This window comes from Streptomyces tatrensis (genome assembly GCF_049310065.1).
In the GTDB taxonomy this organism is placed as follows: Bacteria; Actinomycetota; Actinomycetes; order Streptomycetales; family Streptomycetaceae; genus Streptomyces.
This window is the reverse complement of sequence record NZ_JBMDLB010000011.1, coordinates 475,120-494,945: the sequence shown is the minus strand read 5'-3', so window position 1 is coordinate 494,945 and position 19,826 is coordinate 475,120. Positions and strand designations below refer to the sequence as shown.

The 19,826-nt window shown below is 72.1% G+C and carries 15 protein-coding genes; 11 read left to right on the top strand and 4 right to left on the bottom strand.

What is annotated here, in order from left to right:
- The first annotated feature begins 176 nt into the window (after positions 1-176).
- The 3 genes from ACODT5_RS17895 to ACODT5_RS17885 all read left to right on the top strand — a co-directional run bounded on the left by ACODT5_RS17895 (position 177) and on the right by ACODT5_RS17885 (position 2,635).
- Positions 177-380: a hypothetical protein gene (locus tag ACODT5_RS17895; RefSeq protein ID WP_422520302.1), complete on the top strand. Its 204-nt coding sequence runs from the start codon at positions 177-179 to the stop codon at positions 378-380.
- 442 nt (positions 381-822) lie between these two features.
- Positions 823-1,053, top strand: a complete 231-nt coding sequence (locus ACODT5_RS17890) for a DUF4259 domain-containing protein (protein WP_422520301.1) — start codon at positions 823-825, stop codon at positions 1,051-1,053.
- 259 nt (positions 1,054-1,312) lie between these two features.
- A complete protein-coding gene (locus ACODT5_RS17885; protein ID WP_422520300.1) occupies positions 1,313-2,635 on the top strand; it encodes a hypothetical protein in 1,323 nt (440 codons plus the stop codon).
- A gap of 164 nt (positions 2,636-2,799) precedes the next feature.
- On the opposite strand, the gene ACODT5_RS17880 is transcribed toward ACODT5_RS17885, so the two are convergent.
- A complete protein-coding gene (locus tag ACODT5_RS17880; RefSeq protein WP_422520299.1) occupies positions 2,800-3,555 on the bottom strand; it encodes a hypothetical protein in 756 nt (251 codons plus the stop codon).
- A gap of 526 nt (positions 3,556-4,081) precedes the next feature.
- On the opposite strand from ACODT5_RS17880, the gene ACODT5_RS17875 reads away from it, so the two are divergent.
- Together ACODT5_RS17875 and ACODT5_RS17870 are read left to right on the top strand one after the other, a co-directional pair.
- The gene (locus tag ACODT5_RS17875) at positions 4,082-7,759 is read left to right on the top strand and encodes a DNA polymerase III subunit alpha (protein WP_422520298.1); all 3,678 of its coding nucleotides are present in this window, start codon (positions 4,082-4,084) and stop codon (positions 7,757-7,759) included.
- A gap of 32 nt (positions 7,760-7,791) precedes the next feature.
- Positions 7,792-8,778 (top strand): DinB/UmuC family translesion DNA polymerase, encoded by a 987-nt coding sequence (locus ACODT5_RS17870; protein ID WP_422520297.1) that lies wholly within the window; start codon positions 7,792-7,794, stop codon positions 8,776-8,778.
- Here ACODT5_RS17870 and ACODT5_RS17865 read toward each other — a convergent pair.
- The gene (locus ACODT5_RS17865) at positions 8,727-9,752 is read right to left on the bottom strand and encodes a TetR/AcrR family transcriptional regulator C-terminal domain-containing protein (protein WP_422520296.1); all 1,026 of its coding nucleotides are present in this window, start codon (positions 9,750-9,752) and stop codon (positions 8,727-8,729) included. The genes ACODT5_RS17870 and ACODT5_RS17865 overlap by 52 nt on opposite strands.
- Positions 9,753-9,918: 166 nt before the next feature.
- Here ACODT5_RS17865 and ACODT5_RS17860 point away from each other — a divergent pair, with 166 nt between their 5' ends.
- The 6 genes from ACODT5_RS17860 (at position 9,919) to ACODT5_RS17835 (ending at position 17,540) form a co-directional block, all read left to right on the top strand.
- On the top strand, positions 9,919-11,028 hold the full coding sequence (locus ACODT5_RS17860) for an FAD-dependent monooxygenase (protein ID WP_422520295.1): 1,110 nt from the start codon (positions 9,919-9,921) through the stop codon (positions 11,026-11,028).
- Between the two features lie 159 nt (positions 11,029-11,187).
- A complete protein-coding gene (locus ACODT5_RS17855; protein WP_422520294.1) occupies positions 11,188-11,952 on the top strand; it encodes a carbonic anhydrase in 765 nt (254 codons plus the stop codon).
- A 162-nt stretch (positions 11,953-12,114) separates the two neighbouring features.
- Entirely contained in the window at positions 12,115-14,391 is a 2,277-nt protein-coding gene (locus ACODT5_RS17850; RefSeq protein WP_422520293.1) for a HelD family protein, read from the top strand.
- A gap of 124 nt (positions 14,392-14,515) precedes the next feature.
- A complete protein-coding gene (locus tag ACODT5_RS17845; RefSeq protein WP_422520292.1) occupies positions 14,516-15,817 on the top strand; it encodes a M14 family metallopeptidase in 1,302 nt (433 codons plus the stop codon).
- Positions 15,818-15,971: 154 nt separating this feature from the next.
- Positions 15,972-16,889, top strand: coding sequence for a MurR/RpiR family transcriptional regulator (locus ACODT5_RS17840; RefSeq protein ID WP_422520291.1), 918 nt, complete (start codon positions 15,972-15,974; stop codon positions 16,887-16,889).
- A 450-nt stretch (positions 16,890-17,339) separates the two neighbouring features.
- Positions 17,340-17,540 (top strand): hypothetical protein, encoded by a 201-nt coding sequence (locus ACODT5_RS17835; protein WP_383941088.1) that lies wholly within the window; start codon positions 17,340-17,342, stop codon positions 17,538-17,540.
- A 70-nt stretch (positions 17,541-17,610) separates the two neighbouring features.
- Here ACODT5_RS17835 and ACODT5_RS17830 read toward each other — a convergent pair whose 3' ends face one another.
- Both ACODT5_RS17830 and ACODT5_RS17825 read right to left on the bottom strand, forming a co-directional pair.
- The gene (locus ACODT5_RS17830) at positions 17,611-18,096 is read right to left on the bottom strand and encodes a peroxiredoxin (protein ID WP_422520290.1); all 486 of its coding nucleotides are present in this window, start codon (positions 18,094-18,096) and stop codon (positions 17,611-17,613) included.
- Positions 18,097-18,226: 130 nt separating this feature from the next.
- Positions 18,227-19,792, bottom strand: coding sequence for an oleate hydratase (locus ACODT5_RS17825; protein ID WP_422520289.1), 1,566 nt, complete (start codon positions 19,790-19,792; stop codon positions 18,227-18,229).
- Between the last annotated feature and the right edge of the window lie 34 nt (positions 19,793-19,826).

Genomic DNA, 19,826 nt, shown 5'->3' with positions numbered 1-19,826 from the left:
GCGCCGGGCCGTGTGGCGTGTGCGTTTCCCCCGAGAAGTGCTCGCATCCTATGCATACGCTGGGATGGCCCTTTCCCCGAGGCCTGGAATCCCCGGATCCCCGCCTTCCGCACCCTCATAAGTGCAGGTAAACGCCGCTAAACGCCCTGTGGGGAGAGCTGCCCTGGGGAGCTCCGTTGTCAGACGCAGTCGGCGAGATCAGGGTGGTGAACGCCACTCCGATCACTCCGCCGCGGCCGTTCGACGTGACCGCGGTCTTGCCTCAGCCAGCCCTGCTGGCCCTGCTGGCCCTGCTGGCGCGCACGGCGATGCGGTTGCGTCCCTGTCCCGGGGCACCGACACCGCAGCTGATCCCCGTACAAGGACTCCACCGGCTGTGACGGCTTCGACCCCGGGTGCCCCACCGCGGTCCAGATCGGCAGCGGCTACGCCCAGCAGCTCTACATCTGCCCGGCGGCGCCGGAGCACCCCCACACTGAGCAGACGCAGTAGCCGCGGCCAGTGCCGGAGCAGCACAGCACGGGCCGATGGGCGCGCGGCACGGCGGGCCGGTGTGGAGAACTCGCGGACTACCGTGCGCACAGCTGACCGACCCGTCCGCCCCGACGGGGCCCGACCATGTCAGACACCCCCCCCGCATCCGCGGCATCGGATGACTCCATGCCTCCAACGCAGCAGTACCCGGGACACCTGCACAGGGTTCTCCCCGAAGTCGTCGCAGGTAGAGGCGCGTGCCGTAGCCCCGCGGGCCAACGAGAACGCGCATCGCGGCCAACTACAAGGTTCTGACCGCTGTTCCGTGATGCCTACGCCAGCCGCGGGATGGCGCCAGCCGGCGAGTGCCGCCCGGTTCCACCGCTCGACCCTGATGACGGTCCTACTGAGCCGTTGCCCGTCTTGCCGATCTTGCTCCGGCCCGAGGCCGGGCGGGCGCTCCGTCATGTTCTGCGGGACGGTTCAGAGATGGCCGAGGGCTGGGTCGACACCACTGAAGCGGAGGCCTGGCGAGCGACGGTCCAGACGATCATTTGCGGCCTGGACGTCGCTCCCTGACTGGAGGCGCTCGGAGTGCCCGGCTGCAGGACCGTTCCTGCAGGAGATTCACGGAAGAGCGGTCAGAACCAACCGGAGCGCTCAGGGGTCAACTGCAGCACCAAGATCCAGAGGCTGCTGGTGGAGGCTCAGTCATGCACAGCCTGCGAGTGTCCCTGCCTGCAGAGGACTAATGTCGTGGCCCGGCGGTTGCCGCGCGTGGCATGATCAGCCGCATGATCGAATTCTCCGCGCGGAAGGGCGGCCACCGCCCCGTCCGATGAAGTGGCTGGACGAGGCCGTGTCCGCCGGACATGCCACGACCGCCGCCCACCCTGCCCGCATCGCGATCATCGACGCGATACGGGCCGATCGCGCCGGCCCTGTAGCCGTCCGGCTGCTTCAGCTCTCACGGTCCGACGATGCGTTCGTACGTCGTGAGGCCACGGAACTCCTGTCATCCGCCGGGGACAGGCGCCCTTGGCCTGAAGCCGCCGAGGCCGCGCTCGCTCGACTCACCGACCCTGACGAAGAGGTACGGCGCCGGGCCGCGTATCTCGTCGTGCACGCCGGAAGCCGCGATGTCGCGCTCCGGGCTCTCGGTGAACTCACCGAGCCCGTGGTGCGTACTGCCCTCGCCGATTGGCTTCGGGGCTCCGTCGCGCACCTGCATGACGACCCCTTGGCCTCCGTCCGCTTCCTTGCCCGGCTGCAGACCCTGAGCGGCGCCCCTCCGCGGCAGTGGCTGCTGCTCGATAGGGCGCTGCTCGTCGATGCCCGGGAGGCGGCGCGCCACCTGGACGGAGTCGGGTGGCGCTGGGGTTGGGTCCTGTGCAGGCTGGGGCGCGAGCGTCACGTCTACACCCTGGTGACACGACTCGTCGGTGATTCCGCCACCCGGGACATCGGCGCCGGCTTGGCTCGGGAGGCGTGTCATCACTGGCGGGCGGCCCCGGTCGAACTCCTGCCCCTGCTGGTCCGTCATTGTGGAGAGGGGATCAGCCCGGCCATGGCCAAAGCCCTTACCACCGCCTCCATTTCGGAGGCTGCCATGCGGACACACCGCGCACTGATCGCCGCGGTCCCCTTCGCTCCGTATCCCAAGGCCCATCGACCTTCAGGAAGCCCGCCGCCGTCGTACGACAGCGCCGCGGCTGCGGCGATCCTTCAAGCCAAACCCGTGGACACCGGGCGACTTCAACGTGCCCCCGAGATCTTCTCGGCCCTGCTGGACGCGGGCCCGCTGACGTTCCGGCAGGCTGCCCAGCTGTACCACCTCACCTTCAAACGGCCTGGCCGCATGCAGGCGGCATGCGCTCCGCTATGGCTGCGGCACGCCGGTCCCACGGCGCTTCCCCGCCTTCTCGCTCTCATGACACCGCACCTAGGTGATTACGGGATTGGCGAGTACTACGCGGAAGGCCTCGCACGCATGGGCCGGCGAGCGATCCCGGCGCTGCCGTCACTGACGGCGCTGATCGACCGGCGTACACGCATACCGGTCAACGACTCCACAAGGGACGGCGAGGCGATGCTGGACGAGCGCCTGCTCGCTGCCGCGATCGACGCCCGTCGTGCGATCCTCGCCGACACCGCTTCCTGATCATCGTCGCCGCTCCACCCCGCCCAGGAAGTCCAGCGCCAGCAGTACGAACTGCTCAGCCACCCGAACCGTACGACCGCCGCGTCACCGCCAACACCGGCCAATCAGACCGCTAACGGCCAAGTCCCCGCCCAGGGAGTCGACGGCGGAGGCGACGCCGCCGGTCAGGGCGTCGGGGAGGCGCTCGTGAGTGACATCCAGTCCCGGACCGTCTCCTGGTGCGAACCGTTCGCTGTGCTCGCGGCCACTGCCTCGGCTTGCTCGATGGAGCATGGCGCTCCTGCGCGGGTGAGCAGGACCAGTGGCCACCCGGGTCCCGCGCCGACCGGCTCCCCATCGAAGGGCGTCCACTCCCAGGGACCGTCGAACCGCCATGCCCGGCCGGTGGCGTCGGCGACCTCATCGCCCAGGTCGAGTTGGGGGTACGGCCGCATCAACAGTTCGAAGTCGAAGGGGATCCCGTCGCCGGGATGAATGGTGTACCCCGAGCCGTCGAGATGGCTCCCGTCCGGAAACTCGCGGTAGGACATGCCGCGGCGCAGCGCCGTCACCGTCTGTCGCGGGCGGGGCAACCAGCCCGTCTCAAGGGGCGGGTCATGGTGATCGACGGCCGTCACGTGCACCACGGTCGGCGGCACTCCAACCCGGCAGATGTCTCCTGCCTTCAGATGGTGGGGCGGCGGTTCGGTTCGGAACAGTTCCGCCTGCACTTCAGGCGCGACGTACTCGCCAGTGTCCACGCCCAGGGCAACGACGCCGTTCCAGTGGATGAAGTCGTTGTCGCTGTCGATTTCCCACCAGGGCCAGCGCACGGACACGTTGTCCCAGGTCACGCCCTGCTCAACCCTGGCCGGTGTGAAGGGGCAGGTGACCGACAACACGTCGCCGACCCGGAAGTCACGCGCATCCGCATCCATCATCGGGCCAGGGTAGAGGGGGCCTCATTCACGTCCCGCCGGGGCCTACTCACCGGGCTGACCCGGGCGTGGGGCCAACCACAACGCTCAGAGGCCAACTGCTGTGCTGAGCCACAGGATGACTGAGCGCCAGAGTTGGCGACGGTCGCCAACTGAGGTGCTGACCTCGATGTCGAGGCGGTCGAGGCTGTCGAGTCGGCGCTGCGGCGCCGGTCTCCGCTGGATGGACGTTGATGGGCGCGGGAAGGCCGACTCCGTGTCCCTTCTGCCGGGGGCGAATGGTGACGGTGGCGGAGTGACAGCGACCCCAGGGGTCGGCGGTCCGACTCGGAGCCCGAGCCCGCATCCTCCTGCAGTCGTAGACATCACGGAAGAGCGGTCGGAACCGACTACGGCGCTCAGTCGCACAGGACCGGTCGAGGGCGCTGGGCTGTTCCGGGAAGTCGCGCTGTTCGAATTATGTTCGATACGGTGGTTGTATCTGGTCAGGGTGGCTGGAAAGGGGTGGTCAGTCGATCGGAGGTGGCTCATGGGCGTCGGTGCGCACCTGCATGCCGCGAGTGGCTACTCGGCCCGGTACGGCGCCTCGCACCCCTCTGACCTGGTGAAACGGGCCGTCGAGCGGGGTATCGGGACGCTCGCGCTCACCGATCGCGACACCGTCGCGGGGGCGGTCCGGTTCGCGAAGGCGGCTGCTGGGGCGGGGGTCCGGCCGGTCTTCGGTGTCGACGTCGCCGTCGCCCCCGCCCCCGCCGTCGGATCCGGCGGCCGGGCCGCCCCCGCCGGGGCGCGGCCGCGGACGCCCGTGCGGGGTGGTGCGTACGTGGTCGAGCCGCCCCTGCGGGTCACCCTCCTCGCGCGGGACGCGGCCGGATGGGCCCGGCTGTGCCGCCTGGTCTCCGCCGCTCACGCGGTCGGCGCCCACGCGGTCGGCGCCCACGCGGTCGGCGCCCCCGGCGCCCCCGCTCACGCGGCTGCCACCCGTGCCGGGGCCACCCGTGCGGCCGAAGCCCCCGCCGACGCCTCCCATACGGCGGCAGCTGCCGCCATAGCCGCATCCTCCGCCTCCGCCTCCGCCTCCGCCCTGGCCCCCCCACCCGTCGTGTCCTGGCCCGTCCTGGAGCGCTACGCGGACCAAGGACTGGTGGTCATGCTCGGCCCGATGTCCGAGCCCGTACGTGCCCTCGCCGCCGGCCGGCCCGATCTGGCCGAGCGGCTCCTCGCCCCCTGGCGGGAGGTCGTGGGCCCGGGGCTGCGGCTCGAGGTGCTCTGGTACGGGGTCCCCGGCACCGGGCCGGGCTCGCTGCGTCTGGCCGCCCGCACCCTGGGGCTGGCCGACCGGCTCGGCATCCCGGCGGTGCTCACCAACGCCGTCCGCTACGCCGACCCCGCCCAGCACCGCATCGCCGACGTACTGGACTCCGCCCGGCTGCTGCGCCCCATCGACCGCCGCCGGCTGGACAGCGGCGAGCGCTGGCTGAAGGGGCCGGACGCGATGGCGTACGCCGCCGGGCGGATCGCCGCGGCCACCGGCCCGGGAGCCGGCTCGGGCGCCGCCTCGGACCCGACCCGTACGGCGGAGCTGCTCGCGGAGACCGTACGTACGGCGGAACTGTGCACCGTCGACCCGGTGGCCGACCTCGGCATCGGCATCGGCCCCGCCCCCGCGCGGCGCAGTTTCCCCGAGCCGGAATCGGTGGGCGCCGGACCCGGACCGGACGAGGCCGCGGCCCTGCTGCGCCGCCGCTGCGCGGAGGGGATGTTCGCGCGCGGCCTGGACCGCGACCGGCAGGCGGTCCGGCGCCTCGAGCACGAGCTCGGCGTGATCGGGAAGCTGGGCTTCGAGTCGTACTTCCTGGCGGTCGCCCAGGTCGTCACGGACATCCGGGCCATGGGCATCCGGGTCGCCGCCCGCGGATCCGGCGCCGGGAGCATGGTCAACCACGCCCTCTTCATCGCCACGGCCAACCCCCTCGAACACCACCTGCTCTTCGAGCGCTTCCTCAGCGTCCGCCGCCGCTCGCTCCCCGACATCGACCTCGACGTGGAGTCGGCCCGCCGGCTGGAGGTCTACGACCGGATCATCGAACGGTTCGGCACCGAGCGCGTGGCCGTCGCCGCGATGCCGGAGACCTACCGGGCCCGCCACGCCCTGCGCGACACGGGCCTCGCCCTCGGCCTGCCCCCGCAGACCGTCGACACGATCGCGAAGTCCTTCCCGCACATCCGGGCCTGCGACATCCGCGGAGCCCTCGCCGAGCTCCCCGAGCTCAAGGAACTCGCCGCCGAAGCCGCCTCGTACGGTCCGCTGTGGGAGCTCGCCGAGGGCCTGGACGCCCTGCCGCGCGGCTACGCCATGCACCCGTGCGGAGTGATCCTCTCCGACGCCGCCCTCCTGGACCGGCTGCCGGTGCAGCCCACCCCGGGCGGGCGCTACCCCATGGTCCAGGCGGACAAGGAGGACGTCGAAGACCTCGGCCTGGTCAAACTGGACGTCCTGGGCGTACGGATGCAGTCGGCGATGGCGCACGCCGTCGCCGAGGTCCGCCGCACCACCGGCCGCCAGCTCGACCTCGACAACCCCGACCACGTCCCCCTCGCCGACCCCGGCGCCTTCGCCCTCATCTGCGCCAGCGACACCGTGGGCATGTTCCAACTGGAGTCGCCCGGCCAGCAGGATCTCGTCGGCCGCCTCCAGCCGCGCGGGGTCCAGGACGTCATCGCCGACATCAGCCTGTTCCGTCCGGGCCCGGTCAAGGGCGGCATGCCCGCCCTCTACATCGCCGCCCGCCACGGAGCCGCCCCCCGCTACCCGCACCCCGACCTCGAACCGGTGCTCGCCGACACCTACGGGGTGACCATCTGGCACGAGCAGATCATCGACATCTTCGCGGTGATGACGGGATGCGACCGGGCACTGGGCGAGCTCGCGCGCCGCGCCCTCGCGGGACCGGACCGGCTGCCCCGGGTGGAGGCGTGGTTCCGGCAGCGGGCGGGCGCCCGCGGCTACGCCGCCCCGGTGCTCGACGAGGTGTGGGGGATCGTCGCGGCGTTCGGCGCGTACGGGTTCTGCCGCGCGCACGCCGTGGCCTTCGCCGTACCCGCCCTCCAGTCGGCCTGGCTCAAGGCCCACCACCCCGCGGCCCTCTACGCCGGGCTGCTGGAGCACGACCCGGGCATGTGGCCCGCCCGGGTGATCGTCTCCGACGCCCGCCGCCACGGTGTGTCCGTACTCCCCGTGGACATCAACCACTCCGCGCTTGAACACCGTGTCGAGCGGACGGCGGACGGGGCCTGGGCGGTACGGCTCTCGCTGTCGACGGTGAAGGGCGCCGGCGCCGAGGAAGTGGCCCGCATCGCAGCCGGCCCGCCCTACGCCTCGCTGCAGGACTTCTGGGAGCGGGCCCGCCCGGCGCTCCCGACCGCCGAGCGCCTGATCCGGATCGGCGCACTCGACGCCCTGCGCGGCCGCCTCACCCGCCGCGACCTCCTCCTCCAGGTCTCCGAGCTCCACCGCCACACCCGGGGGCGCGCGGTCGACGGCCAACTCGCCCTCGGCGGCGCACTCGTCACCGCCGCACCGTCGGGGCTGCCGGAGATGACCAGCCGCGAAGCGCTCAACGCGGAGATCGAGGTGCTGTCCATCGACGTCTCCCAGCACCTGATGGAGCACCACCACCGGCTGCTCCGCGAGATCGGCGCCGTCGACTCCGCGCACCTGGGCGCGATGCGCCCGGGGCAGCGGGTCCTGGTCGCCGGAGTCCGCGCCTCGACGCAGACACCGCCGATCCCCTCGGGCAAGAGGGTCATCTTCGTGACCCTGGAAGACGGCCGGGGCCTCGTCGACATCGCGTTCTTCGAGGACAGCCACGACGCCTGCGCCCACACGGTCTTCCACTCCGGTCTGCTCCTGGTCCGCGGCACCGTCGAGGCCCGCGGGCCTCGCCGCACGGTGGTCGGCCAGATGGTCTGGAACCTCGAGGAGATCGCGGTCGCCCGTCGCGACCGGGGCCCCGAAGCCGCCCTAGCCCTGCTGGGCCGCGCCGATCCGGCCCCCACACCGGCCCAGGGCGCCGCCCCGCAGCGCACCCTCGCCAACGGCACCAGCGGAGCGCGCCTCCACCCGTACGCGGACCTCCAGCCCGCGGGCACCCGCGCCGCCGACCTCAAATCCCTCGGCTACACCAGCCCCGGCTCGGCGGGGTGACCACCGTGCGGCAGAGCGATCGGTCAGAGGAGGTGGCGGGCACGAAGCAACCGGTGTTCTTCCACATCCGGCTCCACCGTCGGGACGGGGGCCGCGGGCTGCCCGAGCTGATGGAGGTACTCGGCCGGTTCACCCCGGTTGCCCAAGCGCTGCCGCCTTCGGCCGCGATCGCGCAGATGTCCGGCGCTCTTCGGCTGTTCGCCGTGGACCCCGTGGGTCTGGCGAACAGGCTCCGCCTCCAGGTCTTCGCGCTGCACGGGCTCGACATGTCGGTGGGGGTCGGCCCGTCGTGGTCGGTGGCGGCCATGGCGTCCGCCCGCGCCGGGGGAAGAGGGCTGCTGCTGGTCATGCCGTCCGAGATCGGCTCGTTCCTCGGGCCGCTCCCCATCGAGGACCTCTACGGGATCCAGCGCACGGCGGCGGCGCAGCTCCGGACGCTCGGGGTCGACACCATCGGGCAGTTGGCGGATCTGCCCGCCGTCACGGCGGCACGGGTCCTCGGCAGGCCCGGGCAGGCCCTGCTGGAGCAGGCGCGGGGAATCGACCGCCGTACCGTCGCCCCCGCGCGGGAGCCGGTGTCGGTCAGCCTTCGGGCCGACTTCCCCAGCGATGTCCTCGACGGCCCGCGGGTACGTGCCACCGCGCTCCGGCTCACCACGGAGCTCGCGGCCCTCCTGCGCTCACGCGGACAGGCCGCGCGTACCGTCACCGTGGCTGTCCGCATGGCCGACCGGAGCGAACTGGCGAAGACCCGGACCCTGCCGATGGCTTCCGCTCACACCGATGACGTGCGCCGGGTGGTGTACGAGGTTCTGGACGGCTTCGGGCTGCAGCGTGCCCGGATCCGCCGGATCGCGCTGACGGCCCAGGCCGTCGACGGCGCGCAGGCGCCGACGCAGCTGACCTTCGATCCCGTCCGTGAAGCACGGGTGCGTGCCGAACCGGTCATCGACGCCCTCAACCGCCGCTACGGGCCGGGCACGGTCGGCCCGGCGGCCGTCATCACGACGGCGGCCTGAGATCCGGAGGCCTGAGGCCCGACTGTCTGACCTTCGACGATGGAAGTCAGGCCGTCGAGGAGTGCCTTGAGACCGAATTCGAACAGCGCGTCGAGGCGCAGGTCGTAGCCGTCCCCGAAGGCTCCGACCACCTTGGTGAAGGTCGGGAAGCGGCCGGATTCCACCAGTTCCCGCAGGGCGGGGGCGCGACTGTCCATCCACTGGTCCTCCGACTGGCCCGTGGTGGCCTCGGCGTGCGCCTCCATCTCCAGGTGCACCGCCAGGCCCTGGACATGGCTGTAGATCAGGACGTGGATGTCGAACAGCGTCGTGGGGTCGAGGCCGTGGCCGTCGAGTGCGCTCAGTACCCACTCTCCGTGGACCATCAGATTGGGCACGAGCAGCGGGCGCGTGAGGGAGCCGAGCTGGGCCAGCCACGGGTGCTTCCGGTACAGGCTCCACAGGGTCCGGGCGCCGAGCTCGATGCGGGTACGCCAGTCCGCGGGTGCGTCCCCGCGGTAGGACTCCTCGCCGAACGCCGCGTCGGCCATGTGCAGGACGAGGTCTTCCTTGCTCAGGACGTACCGGTAGGTCGACATCGCCGCGACGCCGAGCCGGGCCGCGACGCCGCGCATGGAGAGGGCCGAGAGCCCTTCGGTGTCGGCGATCTCGATGGCGGTACGGACGATCCGGTCGAGGCTCAGCTCCTGCTCGGTGTCCGGGGCGGGTGACGGGCGCCTGCGGGCCGGCGCGGAGACGGCGGTTGCGGCGACGACCGTGCCGATCCGGGGCCGGGCCTCGACGAGCCCCGCCAGGCGCAGGGTGGTCAGAGCCTTGGTGGCGGTGGCGAGCGCGACGCCCCATTCCCGGGCGATCTGCCGGGTCGATGGAACCTTGTCCCCGGGGGTGAGCTCACCGTCCGCGATGCGTTGCCGGATCACGGCGACGATGCGCAGATAGGGCGGATCACCGGCTGAGCCCGTGGTCTTCGTCACGTCCTGCCGCCTTCCTGTCCTGTACTAGTGCAGAGGGTAGCAGTGACAATGTCGAACGGAAGGGAACTGCCCTAGTACAAGCCTCAGAACAGGCCGGTTGAGCAGGCTGTGCGTACGTCGTACGTTCAGGTCGCGTACACCGTACGAACCACTAGAGGAGCCTCTCATGCAGACCGTACTCATCTCCGGTGGCGGCATCGCCGGCCCCGTCCTCGCCTACTGGCTGCGCCGCCACGGCTTCGCACCCACCGTCGTCGAGCGCGCTCCGGGTCAACGCCCGGGAGGCCAGGCCGTGGACATCCGCGGGGTCGCGCTCGAAGTCGTGGAGCGGATGGGCCTGCTGGAGCAGGCGAGCCGGGTACGGACCCGGATGCGCGGCATGTCGGTCCTCGACCCCGACGGCCACGAGGTCGACCGCTCCACCGAGGCGACGTTCAGCAGCGGTCGGCTCGACAGCGAAGACATCGAGGTGCTGCGCGAGGACCTGGTACGGATGGTGCACGAGCACGCGCGCGCAGGCGTCGAGTACCTCTTCGGCGACAGCATCACCGCGCTCGACGAGGACGAGACCGGCGTGCGCGTCGACTTCGCGCACGGGCCGTCCCGCGCCTTCGACCTCGTGGTCGGGGCCGACGGCCTCCACTCCACGGTACGGCGCCTGGCCTTCGGCCCGGAGGGGCGGTACGCCCATCATCTGGGCAGCTACCTCTCGGTGTTCAGCGCGGACAACTTCCTGGGCCTGGACGACTGGCAGATGTGGCTGCGGGACGGCGACGCGGGCTTCGGCATCATGCCCGTGCGCGGCAACACCGAACTCAGGATCGCCTTCGGCTTCGAATCCGCCCCCCTGGCCCACGGCCTCCGCGACGGCGCCGCCCTGCGCCAACTCGTCGTCGACAAGCTCGCGTCGATGCGCTGGGAAGGGACCCGCCTGGCCTGGGCCGCCCGGCAGGCGCCCGACTTCTACTGCGACGCCATGGCCCAGATCCGCATGGACCAGTGGTCGCAGGGCCGGGTGACTCTGCTGGGAGACGCGGGCTACTGCCCTTCCCCCCTCTCGGGGCAGGGCACCAGCCTCGCCCTCGTGGGCGCCCACGTACTGGCCGACTGCCTCGCCCGGGACAACGGTGACCACCGGACCGCGTATGCCCGCTACGAGCAGCGGATGCGCCCCTTCGTCGCCCTCAACCAGGCCCTGGCCACCGAGAATCCCGGTGGACCCGCCTCCGAGGCATCCCTCGGGCACGCCAAGAACGCACTCTCACTGGACGGCTGATGCCCTGCCACGAATGAACGAATGAACGAACGAACGGACGGACGGCGAAGGCGGCGGACCTTCGCCCCCGCCGTCCCGATCGAGCCGGGCTCCGGGAGGAACCCGCCATTTCCGTCCGGGGTGGGTTCTCGGCGGGCCGAGCGGGGTTAACGTCCCCGAATGTCCTCGAACACCCAGGCGCCTTCCGCCAGTTCACCCAGTCGTCGCGTCCTCCTGCGCACCGCCCTGGCCGGCACGGCGGCCGCCGGGTCCGTCGGCTCCGTCCTCGGGCTCGGCTCCGTCTTCCCGGCCTCCGCCTCCGAGGCCTCCGCCGAAGCGGTGGACGGGGCGCGTCCGCGGAGTCCGGAGGAGGCGCTGCGGCGGCTCGCGGCCGGCAACCGGCGCTGGGCGGCGTACCGCCAGCAGCACCCGCACGAGTCGCGTTCCGTACGCCTCCAGGTGGCGCGGGAGCAGCACCCCTTCGCGATCGTGCTGGGCTGCGTGGACTCCCGGGTGCCGCCCGAGCTCGTCTTCGACCAGGGGCTCGGTGATCTGCTGACCGTGCGCGCGGCGGGCGAGGTGCTGGACGAGGCGGTGCTCGGCAGCATCGCGTACGGGGTCCTGGAGCTCGACGTCCCCCTGGTCCTGGTCCTCGCCCACCAGTCGTGCGGGGCCGTCGGCGCCGCGGTCCACGCCGACGAGACCGGTACCGAACTGCCCGCCCACATCCAGTATCTGGCCGAGCAGATCCGGCCCTCCATCGACCACGGCCGGCACGGCGAGGCCCGGGTCGCCGCCACCATCGACGCCCACGCGCGCCGGACCCGGGGCCTGCTGGCCGCGGAGCCGGATCTGGCCGGCAGGATAGCCGCCGGCCGGCTCGCCGTGGCGGTCGCGCGCTACGACCTGGTCGACCAGAAGGTCCGCATGCTGCGTACCGAGTAATATCGTTCGGATATCGCCTGGCAGCGCATCGCCGGCACACAAAAACACCCCGTACCGATTGACGGCCGGAGTGTTTGTCTGCGTATATTTGATGTTTCACATCAAGGCAGAGCTGAGATGTGAAAAAGCTTATGAGGACACCGTATCGCGTCAGGAGTGGAATTGTCAACCGAAGAATTCCGGAATGAGCAGCAATTCATCACGTCCCTCTACGCGCGCCTCGACGACCTGCGGGAGCACGCCGAACGCGCCGTGCAGGGTGCGCTCGGCGAGGCCGGCAGCGGGTTCCAGGCACGGCTGGAACGGGATGTCGTGGTCGCTGAACAGTCCGGTCTGCTTTCCGCTCTGAACTCCGGCGAAAGCGGTCTGTGTTTCGGCCGGCTGGAGTTCTCCGACGGCTCGGACCACCACATCGGCCGCATCGGAATCAGGCAGGACGACAGGGAGCGCACCCCTCTCGTCCTCGATTGGCGCGCCGACGTCGCACGACCGTTCTATCTCGCGACCGGGTATTCCCCCATGGGACTGCGCCGGCGCCGCCACATCACCACCCGGGGCCGCGAGGTCACGGCCCTGCACGACGAGATCCTCGACCTCGCCGACACCGAGCGCACCGGCCACGAGGCGGCCGACGCGGACGCCGTGCTGCTCTCCGCGCTCGACGCCGCCCGGACCGGCCGGATGCACGACATCGTCCAGACCATCCAGGCCGAGCAGGACCGCATCATCCGCTCCACCCACCGCGGAATCCTGGTGGTGGAGGGCGGCCCGGGCACCGGCAAGACCGCCGTGGCCCTGCACCGGGCCGCCTACCTGCTCTACGCGCACCGCGAGCTGCTCGCCAAACGCGGTGTACTGATCGTCGGGCCGAACCCGGCCTTCCTCGGCTACATCGGCGAGGTCCTCCCGGCCCTCGGCGAGACCGGCGTGCTGCTCGCCACCCCGGGCGAGCTGTTCCCCGGTGTGCGCGCGAGCGCCGTGGACCGCCCCGGCGCCGCCGCCGTCAAGGGGCGCGCCGAGATGGCCGGCATCCTCGCCCGCGTCGTGAGCGACCGGCAGGCGCTGCCGGAGACCGTGCCCCCGGGCAGCGGCGAGGACGCCGACCTGGTCCCCGAACCGGCCCTGGAGATCGACCACGACGACTACGGGACGCTGCTGCTCGACCGGACCATGGCCCACGAGGCCCGGGACCGGGCCCGCGCCACCGGACTGCCGCACAACCTGGCCCGCCCGTACTTCGCCTTCCGGATCATCGACGCGCTCACCGAACAGCTCGCCGACCGGCTCGGCGCCGACCCCTACGGCGGCCCCAACCTCCTCGGCCCCGACGACATCGCCCAGCTGGGCAAGGAGATCGCGACCAGCGCCGAGGTGCACGCCGCCATCGACACGCTGTGGCCCCCGCTCACCCCCCGGCAGCTGATCGCCGACTACCTCGCCGAGCCCACCCACCTCCCCGAGCGGGAGGCCGCGCTGATCCGGCGTACGACGACGGGCGAGGCGGACTGGACCCCGGCCGACGTCCCGCTGCTCGACGAGGCCGCCGAGCTGCTCGGAGTCGACGACACCGCGCGGCGCGCCGCAGAGGAGCGCGAGCGCCTCGAGCGCGTCGCGTACGCGCAGGGCGTCCTGGACCTGTCGGCCGGGTCGGAGTCGTACGAGTTCGAGGACACGGAGAACGAGTTCCTCGCGGCCCACGACATCATCGACGCCGAGCGGATGGCGGAGCGCCAGGAGGAGGCCGACCACCGCAGTGCGGCCGAGCGGGCCGCCGCCGACCGCACCTGGGCCTTCGGGCACGTCATCGTGGACGAGGCGCAGGAACTGTCCGCCATGGCCTGGCGCCTGCTCATGCGGCGCTGCCCGACCCGTTCGATGACGCTGGTGGGCGACCCGGCCCAGACCGGCGACGAAGCCGGCTGCGGTTCCTGGCAGCAGATCCTGGCGCCCTACGTGGAGGACCGCTGGGAGCTGGTGCGCCTCGGCGTCAACTACCGTACGCCCGCCGAGATCATGGAGCTGGCGGCAGCCGTTCTCCGGGCCCGTCACCCCGGCTTCGAGCCGCCGAGCTCGGTCCGTTCCACAGGGCGCCGGCCCTGGGTGAAGCGGACCGGAGACCTGGCCGCGGCGGTGGCCGACGCGGTACGGGAGAGTGCACCGGCCGAGGGCCGCCTCGCGGTGATCGCCCCGCGCGCGCTGCACGGGGAACTGGCGGCCGCGCTGCCCGGCGTACGGGCGGGGAAGGAGCCCGACCTCACCCGGCCGGTGGTCCTGCTCGCACCGCGGCAGGCCAAGGGCCTGGAGTTCGACACGGTGATCGTCGTGGAACCGGCCGACCACGAACCGAGCGACCTCTACGTGGCCCTGACGCGCGCGACCCAGACCCTGGGGGTGCTCCACACCGGCCGGCTCCCGGAGGGCCTGGCCGAACAGCCGTAGCCGGGCCGGGGCCCACGGCCGGCAGCGGCGCGGTGTCCCGTACCGGAGGAACTCACCCGGCCACCCGGGTGAGTTCGGGCGCGGAACCCTGCCGCCGCGGCTCCGGGCCCGCTACAACCAGGGCGTGATCGAGAAGACGACGGCGCGCGGCCTGTCCGCACTCGCCGCGACACTGGCGGCCGTGCTGGCCGTGGCCCTGGCCCCCGACCCGGTGCGCGCGGCCGAAGGGGCGCCCCGCACCGGCTTCGAGGCCGCGTACGGAGCGCACTGGACCAGCGAGGCCCAGGAGCGGGAGCTGCTCGACGCGGTCGGCCGCCACGGCGAGCGCGCCACCGTCCGGGCCATCGGCAGGACCGTGCGCGGCCGTCCGCTGCGGCTGGTGAGCCTGGGCCGGGGCCCCGTCACCGTGCTGCTGGTGTGCAGCCAGCACGGAGACGAGCCGGCCGGGCGCGAGGCGTGCCTGAGCACCGTACGGGATCTCGCCCACGCCCGGGACACGGCGGCCCGGCGCCTCCTGGAGACCGCCACGCTGCTCGTGATCCCGACCGCCAACCCGGACGGGCGGGCGGCCGGCACCCGCACCAACGCCGGGGGCACCGACATCAACCGCGACCACATGGCCCTGACCTCGCCCGAGGCGCGAGCGGTGGCCGCGGTGCTGCGCGACCACCGGCCGCACCTCGTGTACGACCTGCACGAGTACCGGGCGACACCGGGGACGTACGACAAGGACCTCTTCGACCTCTGGCCGCGCAACCTCAACACCGACCCGGCGGTGTACGCGCAGTCCCGCGCCCTGTCCGACGCGTACGTACGCGGCGCGGCCCGCGCGGCCGGCCACTCCACCGGGACCTACGGCATCCGCACCGACGCCGTCACCGGCACTCCGCTCGGGCAGTCGGCGGGCGACGGCCAGGAGCGGATCCTGCGCAACACGGCGGGCGTCAAGCACGCGGTCGCGCTGCTGATCGAAAGCCGCATCGAAGCACCCTCGGGCGCGGCCGGGGACGCGGAGCGGGCCGACCCGCCCCTCAACCACCGCCGCCGGGTCGGCTCCCAACTTGCCTCCCTGCGCGGCCTGTTCGCCTACGTCTCCACGCGTACGGGCCCCCTGGCGGCGGCCTCGGACGGAGCCCGCCGGGCGGCGGGGAGCGCGGCGGGCCCGGTCCTGCTGGGCGGCGCGGACAACGCTCCCGCGACCGGGGGCGAGATCCTCGCCCATCCGCCCTGCGGCTACCGGCTGACCCCGGCCCAGTACGCCGCGACCGGCAGCCGCCTCGCCCTCCACGGGGTGCGGGCCGTACCCGTCGCCGACGGCGGCGCGTTCGTCCCGCTGGGCGGGCCCGTACGAGCCCTCGTGGTACTCCTCCTCGACGGCCGGGCCCCGCACCGGATCGCAACGGGGCAGCCGGTGCCGCACTGCTGACGCCCCGTCACTCCGGGTGGAGGCGGCGGAACCGGTGCGCACCGCGGCCGGCCAGGACGCCCCCTGCGGCCGGCCACAGGGGGAAGCGCGCTGGTCAGCCGGATGCCGTGAGCTATGTTGGGATCACGGAGTGGCACGAGAGGGAGGTCCGCCGGTGTCATCGGGGCAGCAGGCGCGCGCACAGGCGGCGGCGATCACGCCGGGCGGGCAGCCGGTCGACCACGAGCGGGCCCCGGCCGACCGGGTCCGGGCGCTGTTCGACGGGCACCCGCTCTCACCGGGCCAGCGCCGGATCGCCCAGTACCTCGTCGACCACCTCACCGAGGCGGCGTTCCTCTCGATCACCGAGCTCGCGGAACGGGCCGGCGTGAGCCAGCCCTCCGTGACCCGCTTCGCCTCGGCCCTCGGCTTCAGCGGCTACCCGGCCCTGCGCGACGTGCTCCAGCCGATCGCGCTCAGCGCGGTGGCCGGCGCCCCGGACAGCCCCGAGCAGACCCGGCGCAACGAACTGCAGGCGGCCGTCGACGCCGAGATCGAGAACCTGCGCACCGTGCGGCAGCTGCTCGCCGACACCGACCAGGTGCTCGACATCGGGCGGGAACTGGCCCGGTCGGTGCCGCTGACGGTCCTCGGGCTGCGGATCTCCGTCTCGCTGGCGGAGTACTTCGCCTACGCGGCCCGCCGGATCCACCCCGACGTGCGCCTGGTGACCGGCGGCGGCAGCGTCGCCTCCGACGCGCTGCTGCAGGCCCGGGCGGCGGGCGGGAGCTGGGTCCTGGCCTTCGCGATGCCCCGGCACGCCAAGGAGACCCTGGCGGCGCTGCGGGTGGCCCGCGGCGCGGGGCTGCGGATCGCGCTGATCACGGACCGCACGCTGGGGCCGCTGGTGGAGGAAGCCGATGTGGCGCTGACGGCCGGTACCGGTTCGCGGCTGGTCTTCGACTCGTACTCGGCGCCGGGCGTCCTGTCCGCGGCGCTGCTCCAGGCGATGGCGGACGCGGACCCCGAGCGGACGCAGGCCCGGCTCGAAAGTTATGAGCAGGCCGCGGACCAGCACGGCTTCTTCCTCTAGGGCGAACCGGGGTGAGGTGTCATATTCACACCACCCTTACACATGAATATTTTCATACCCTTGCTTACTCAACGGTATATATGTTTACTGATGGCGGCGCGGTCATCCGTCGAGATGCCAGGGAGGGTGTCCCCACACCCTCCTAGAACCAGATACCGGCGTGACGTTTCTCCTCCTCACGTCACGCCAGGTGTCCCGTCCGGCTTTCGGATCCCGCAATGCCTCTGCGGCCTCGGCCAACCCCTGGGCCGAGGCCGCCCAGTACCTCTCCACCGGTGATCGACGACCGGTGACGGGTGTCGTTCGTCCACGGTGGGCGCGGGTCGTCCGCGGCCGGCGCGGTGCGTCCGATCGGTTGGCTCTCGGCCCTGCCCGGCGGTGTGACGGGACAGACGGGCGGGGCCTCTTTAGGTTCGAGGGTGCTCACAGCCCCCCTCGAAAGGTGAATCCATGCGTTCCGTACGCTCCGCGCTCTCCGTGGTCGCCGCCGGTCTCATCGTCCTCGGCTGCGCCTCCGCCGCCTCCGCCGATGTGACCGTCAACGCCCCGTCCGAGAAGTCGTACACGATCGTCTTCGGCGACTGGCTCCAGTTCGCCGCCGACGACGTGTTCAACGCGGGCCTCAACAACACGGTGGGTTCCAACAACTGAGCACGGGCTCCGAGGTCCCCGCTCGTCCGGCCCCGCCGGACGGCCGGGGACCCGGCGCGTCACCGGCCCGTCAGCCGGTGGCGACGCCGACGAGCTGCTCCGCGATGGTGTCCGCGGAAGGGAACCTCAGGCCCAGGGTCCCGACGTGCTTCCAGTGCAGGGTGCCGTCCGGCGCGATGACGAAGACGGCCCGCCGCAGACCGATCACGGGAGCGGCGACGCCGAAGGCGCGGGCCACCGCACGGTCCGTGTCGGCGAGCAGCGGGATCCGCAGGCCGCGGGCCCGGGCGAAGTCCTCGTGGCTGTCGACGCCCTGCGGGCTGATGCCCCACACCTGGGCGCCGCACGCGGAGAGCGCCTCCAGCCCGTCGGAGTAGGAGCACAGCTGCGTCGTGCAGACGGGGGTGTTGTCGCCGGGGTAGAAGGCGAGAACGACCGGGTTCCCGCGCTGCTCGCCGAGCGCGTACTGCCCGCGGACGAACACGTCCTCGCTGAGCAGGCCGCCGGGGAGCGAGAAATCGCCCACCACATCGCCCACGTCCGGGATTCGGGTCACGATGGCCGCACCTCTCTGTCGTAGAGGGGCGTACGGTACCCGGTCGCGCCCGCCGTGTCGCAGCCCGGGGACCGGGGCCGGGGGCGACGGGCCGGGGGCGACGGGGCGGGGCGGGCGCGACCGTGCGGTCTCAGCGGCGGTGCATCGTGTGCAGGGCTTCGAGGAGCACCTTGGGGTCGTGGCCGCCCTTGTAGACCGGCGGCGGCTGCCGGTCCAGGTGCAGCAGCCGGGCCACCGCGGTCCACGCGGTGCGCACCGAGTACTCGACGGTGAACACCACGTCGTCGGGGACCTCGGCGTACTGGCCGATGAAGGCCAGGTTGGTGGAGCCCTCCGGGACCACCTCGGGCCGGTCGCCGGCCTTGCGGACCAGGAACTGGCTGGTGATGTACGGCATCAGCGCCGGAACGACGACCGAGGACTCCAGGATCTGCTCGCTCTGCTCGAGGCGCAGGTGTCCGAGGACCTCGGTGAGGATCTCGCGGCCCGTGCACTCGGCCATCGTCTTGCCCACGTGGTCGCCGGGCTTGTCCGGGAACAGGGCGTACCCCCACCAGACGTAGGTGCCCTCGGGCTGCTCGTGGAAGTGCGGCTGGTGGTTCAGGACGATGGTCAGCAGCCAGCCGGAGTCCTTGAAGGTGATCAGGCCGCCCTTGCCGGCCTCGCTGCCGGAGAACTCCTCCATGGCCTTGAAGAAGGTGGGGTCCTGGGTGGTGACGGTGAAGGAGCCCCAGGTGGAGTCCGAGACGGAGGAGTCGAACACCGAAGGGTCGCCCAGGTGGGGGCGCTTGGCCGCCAGGGTCTGCCACAGGCGCCACGAATCGTCCGGCGCGGAGGTGTCCAATACGGCGGGGGTGTCGGTGGATCCCAGGGTCGAGTTCGCGGTCATCGATCCGTTGGTGACGAACACCAGGTCCTCGGCGGCGACGGGGATCCGCGCGGCCGCGCCCTCCCGCGTACAGGCGAGCGCGGTGGCGGTGGTGCCCTCGCCGTCGGCCAGCTCCACGTCGGTCACGGTGGTGTTCATCGAGAACACGACGCCGTTGCTCCGCAGCCAGCTCTGCAGCGGGCGCACGATCGAGTCGTACTGGTTGAAGCGGGTGCGGTAGATGCCCGACATGGTGTCGAAGGTCTTGAAGAGGTGCACGAACCGGTTGAGGTAGCGCCGGAACTCGATCGCCGAGTGCCAGGGCTCGAAGGCGAAGGTCGTGCACCACATGTACCAGAAGTTGGTGGTGAAGAACGCGGGGGTGAAGCAGTCCGAGATCCGCTTGCCGTCGAGCCGTGACTCGGGAGAGGCCACGCACGCGACCAGGTCCAGGCGGTCGCGCTCGGAGAACCCCATCGAGCGGGTGTCGACCCGCAGGCCGGAGGAGTCGACCAGGCGGGCCTTGTCGTTCCAGGCGAAGTCCTCGTGGAAGGCGAAGGTGTCCTCGGTGACCGAAGTGCCCGGGGCGTCCAGCGAGGGGATGGAGCGCAGCAGGTCGTACGTGCACTCGAAGTGCAGCTCGAACATCCGGCCGCCGCGCATGGTGTAGCCGTTCTCGGGGTCTCCCGCGGCGTCGAGGCTTCCGCCGGTGCGGCCCTGAGCCTCCAGGATCGTGATGTCCGAGCCCGCGAAACCGCCTTCCCTGATCAGCAGCGCCGCCGCCGACAGGGAAGCGATGCCGGCACCCACCAGATAGGCCTTGGCCACGATGTGTCTCCTCGCCCCGGCCGCACGCACCCCG

Bases quoted from the DNA above. Each gene is read 5' to 3' on its own strand.
- ACODT5_RS17835 (WP_383941088.1), top strand. From the start codon at position 17,340: ATGCGTTCCGTACGCTCCGCGCTCTCCGTGGTCGCCGCCGGTCTCATC.
- ACODT5_RS17875 (WP_422520298.1), top strand. From the start codon at position 4,082: ATGGGCGTCGGTGCGCACCTGCATGCCGCGAGTGGCTACTCGGCCCGG.
- ACODT5_RS17890 (WP_422520301.1), top strand. From the start codon at position 823: ATGGCGCCAGCCGGCGAGTGCCGCCCGGTTCCACCGCTCGACCCTGAT.
- ACODT5_RS17855 (WP_422520294.1), top strand. From the start codon at position 11,188: ATGTCCTCGAACACCCAGGCGCCTTCCGCCAGTTCACCCAGTCGTCGC.
- ACODT5_RS17880 (WP_422520299.1), bottom strand. From the start codon at position 3,555: ATGATGGATGCGGATGCGCGTGACTTCCGGGTCGGCGACGTGTTGTCG.
- ACODT5_RS17860 (WP_422520295.1), top strand. From the start codon at position 9,919: ATGCAGACCGTACTCATCTCCGGTGGCGGCATCGCCGGCCCCGTCCTC.
- ACODT5_RS17885 (WP_422520300.1), top strand. From the start codon at position 1,313: ATGAAGTGGCTGGACGAGGCCGTGTCCGCCGGACATGCCACGACCGCC.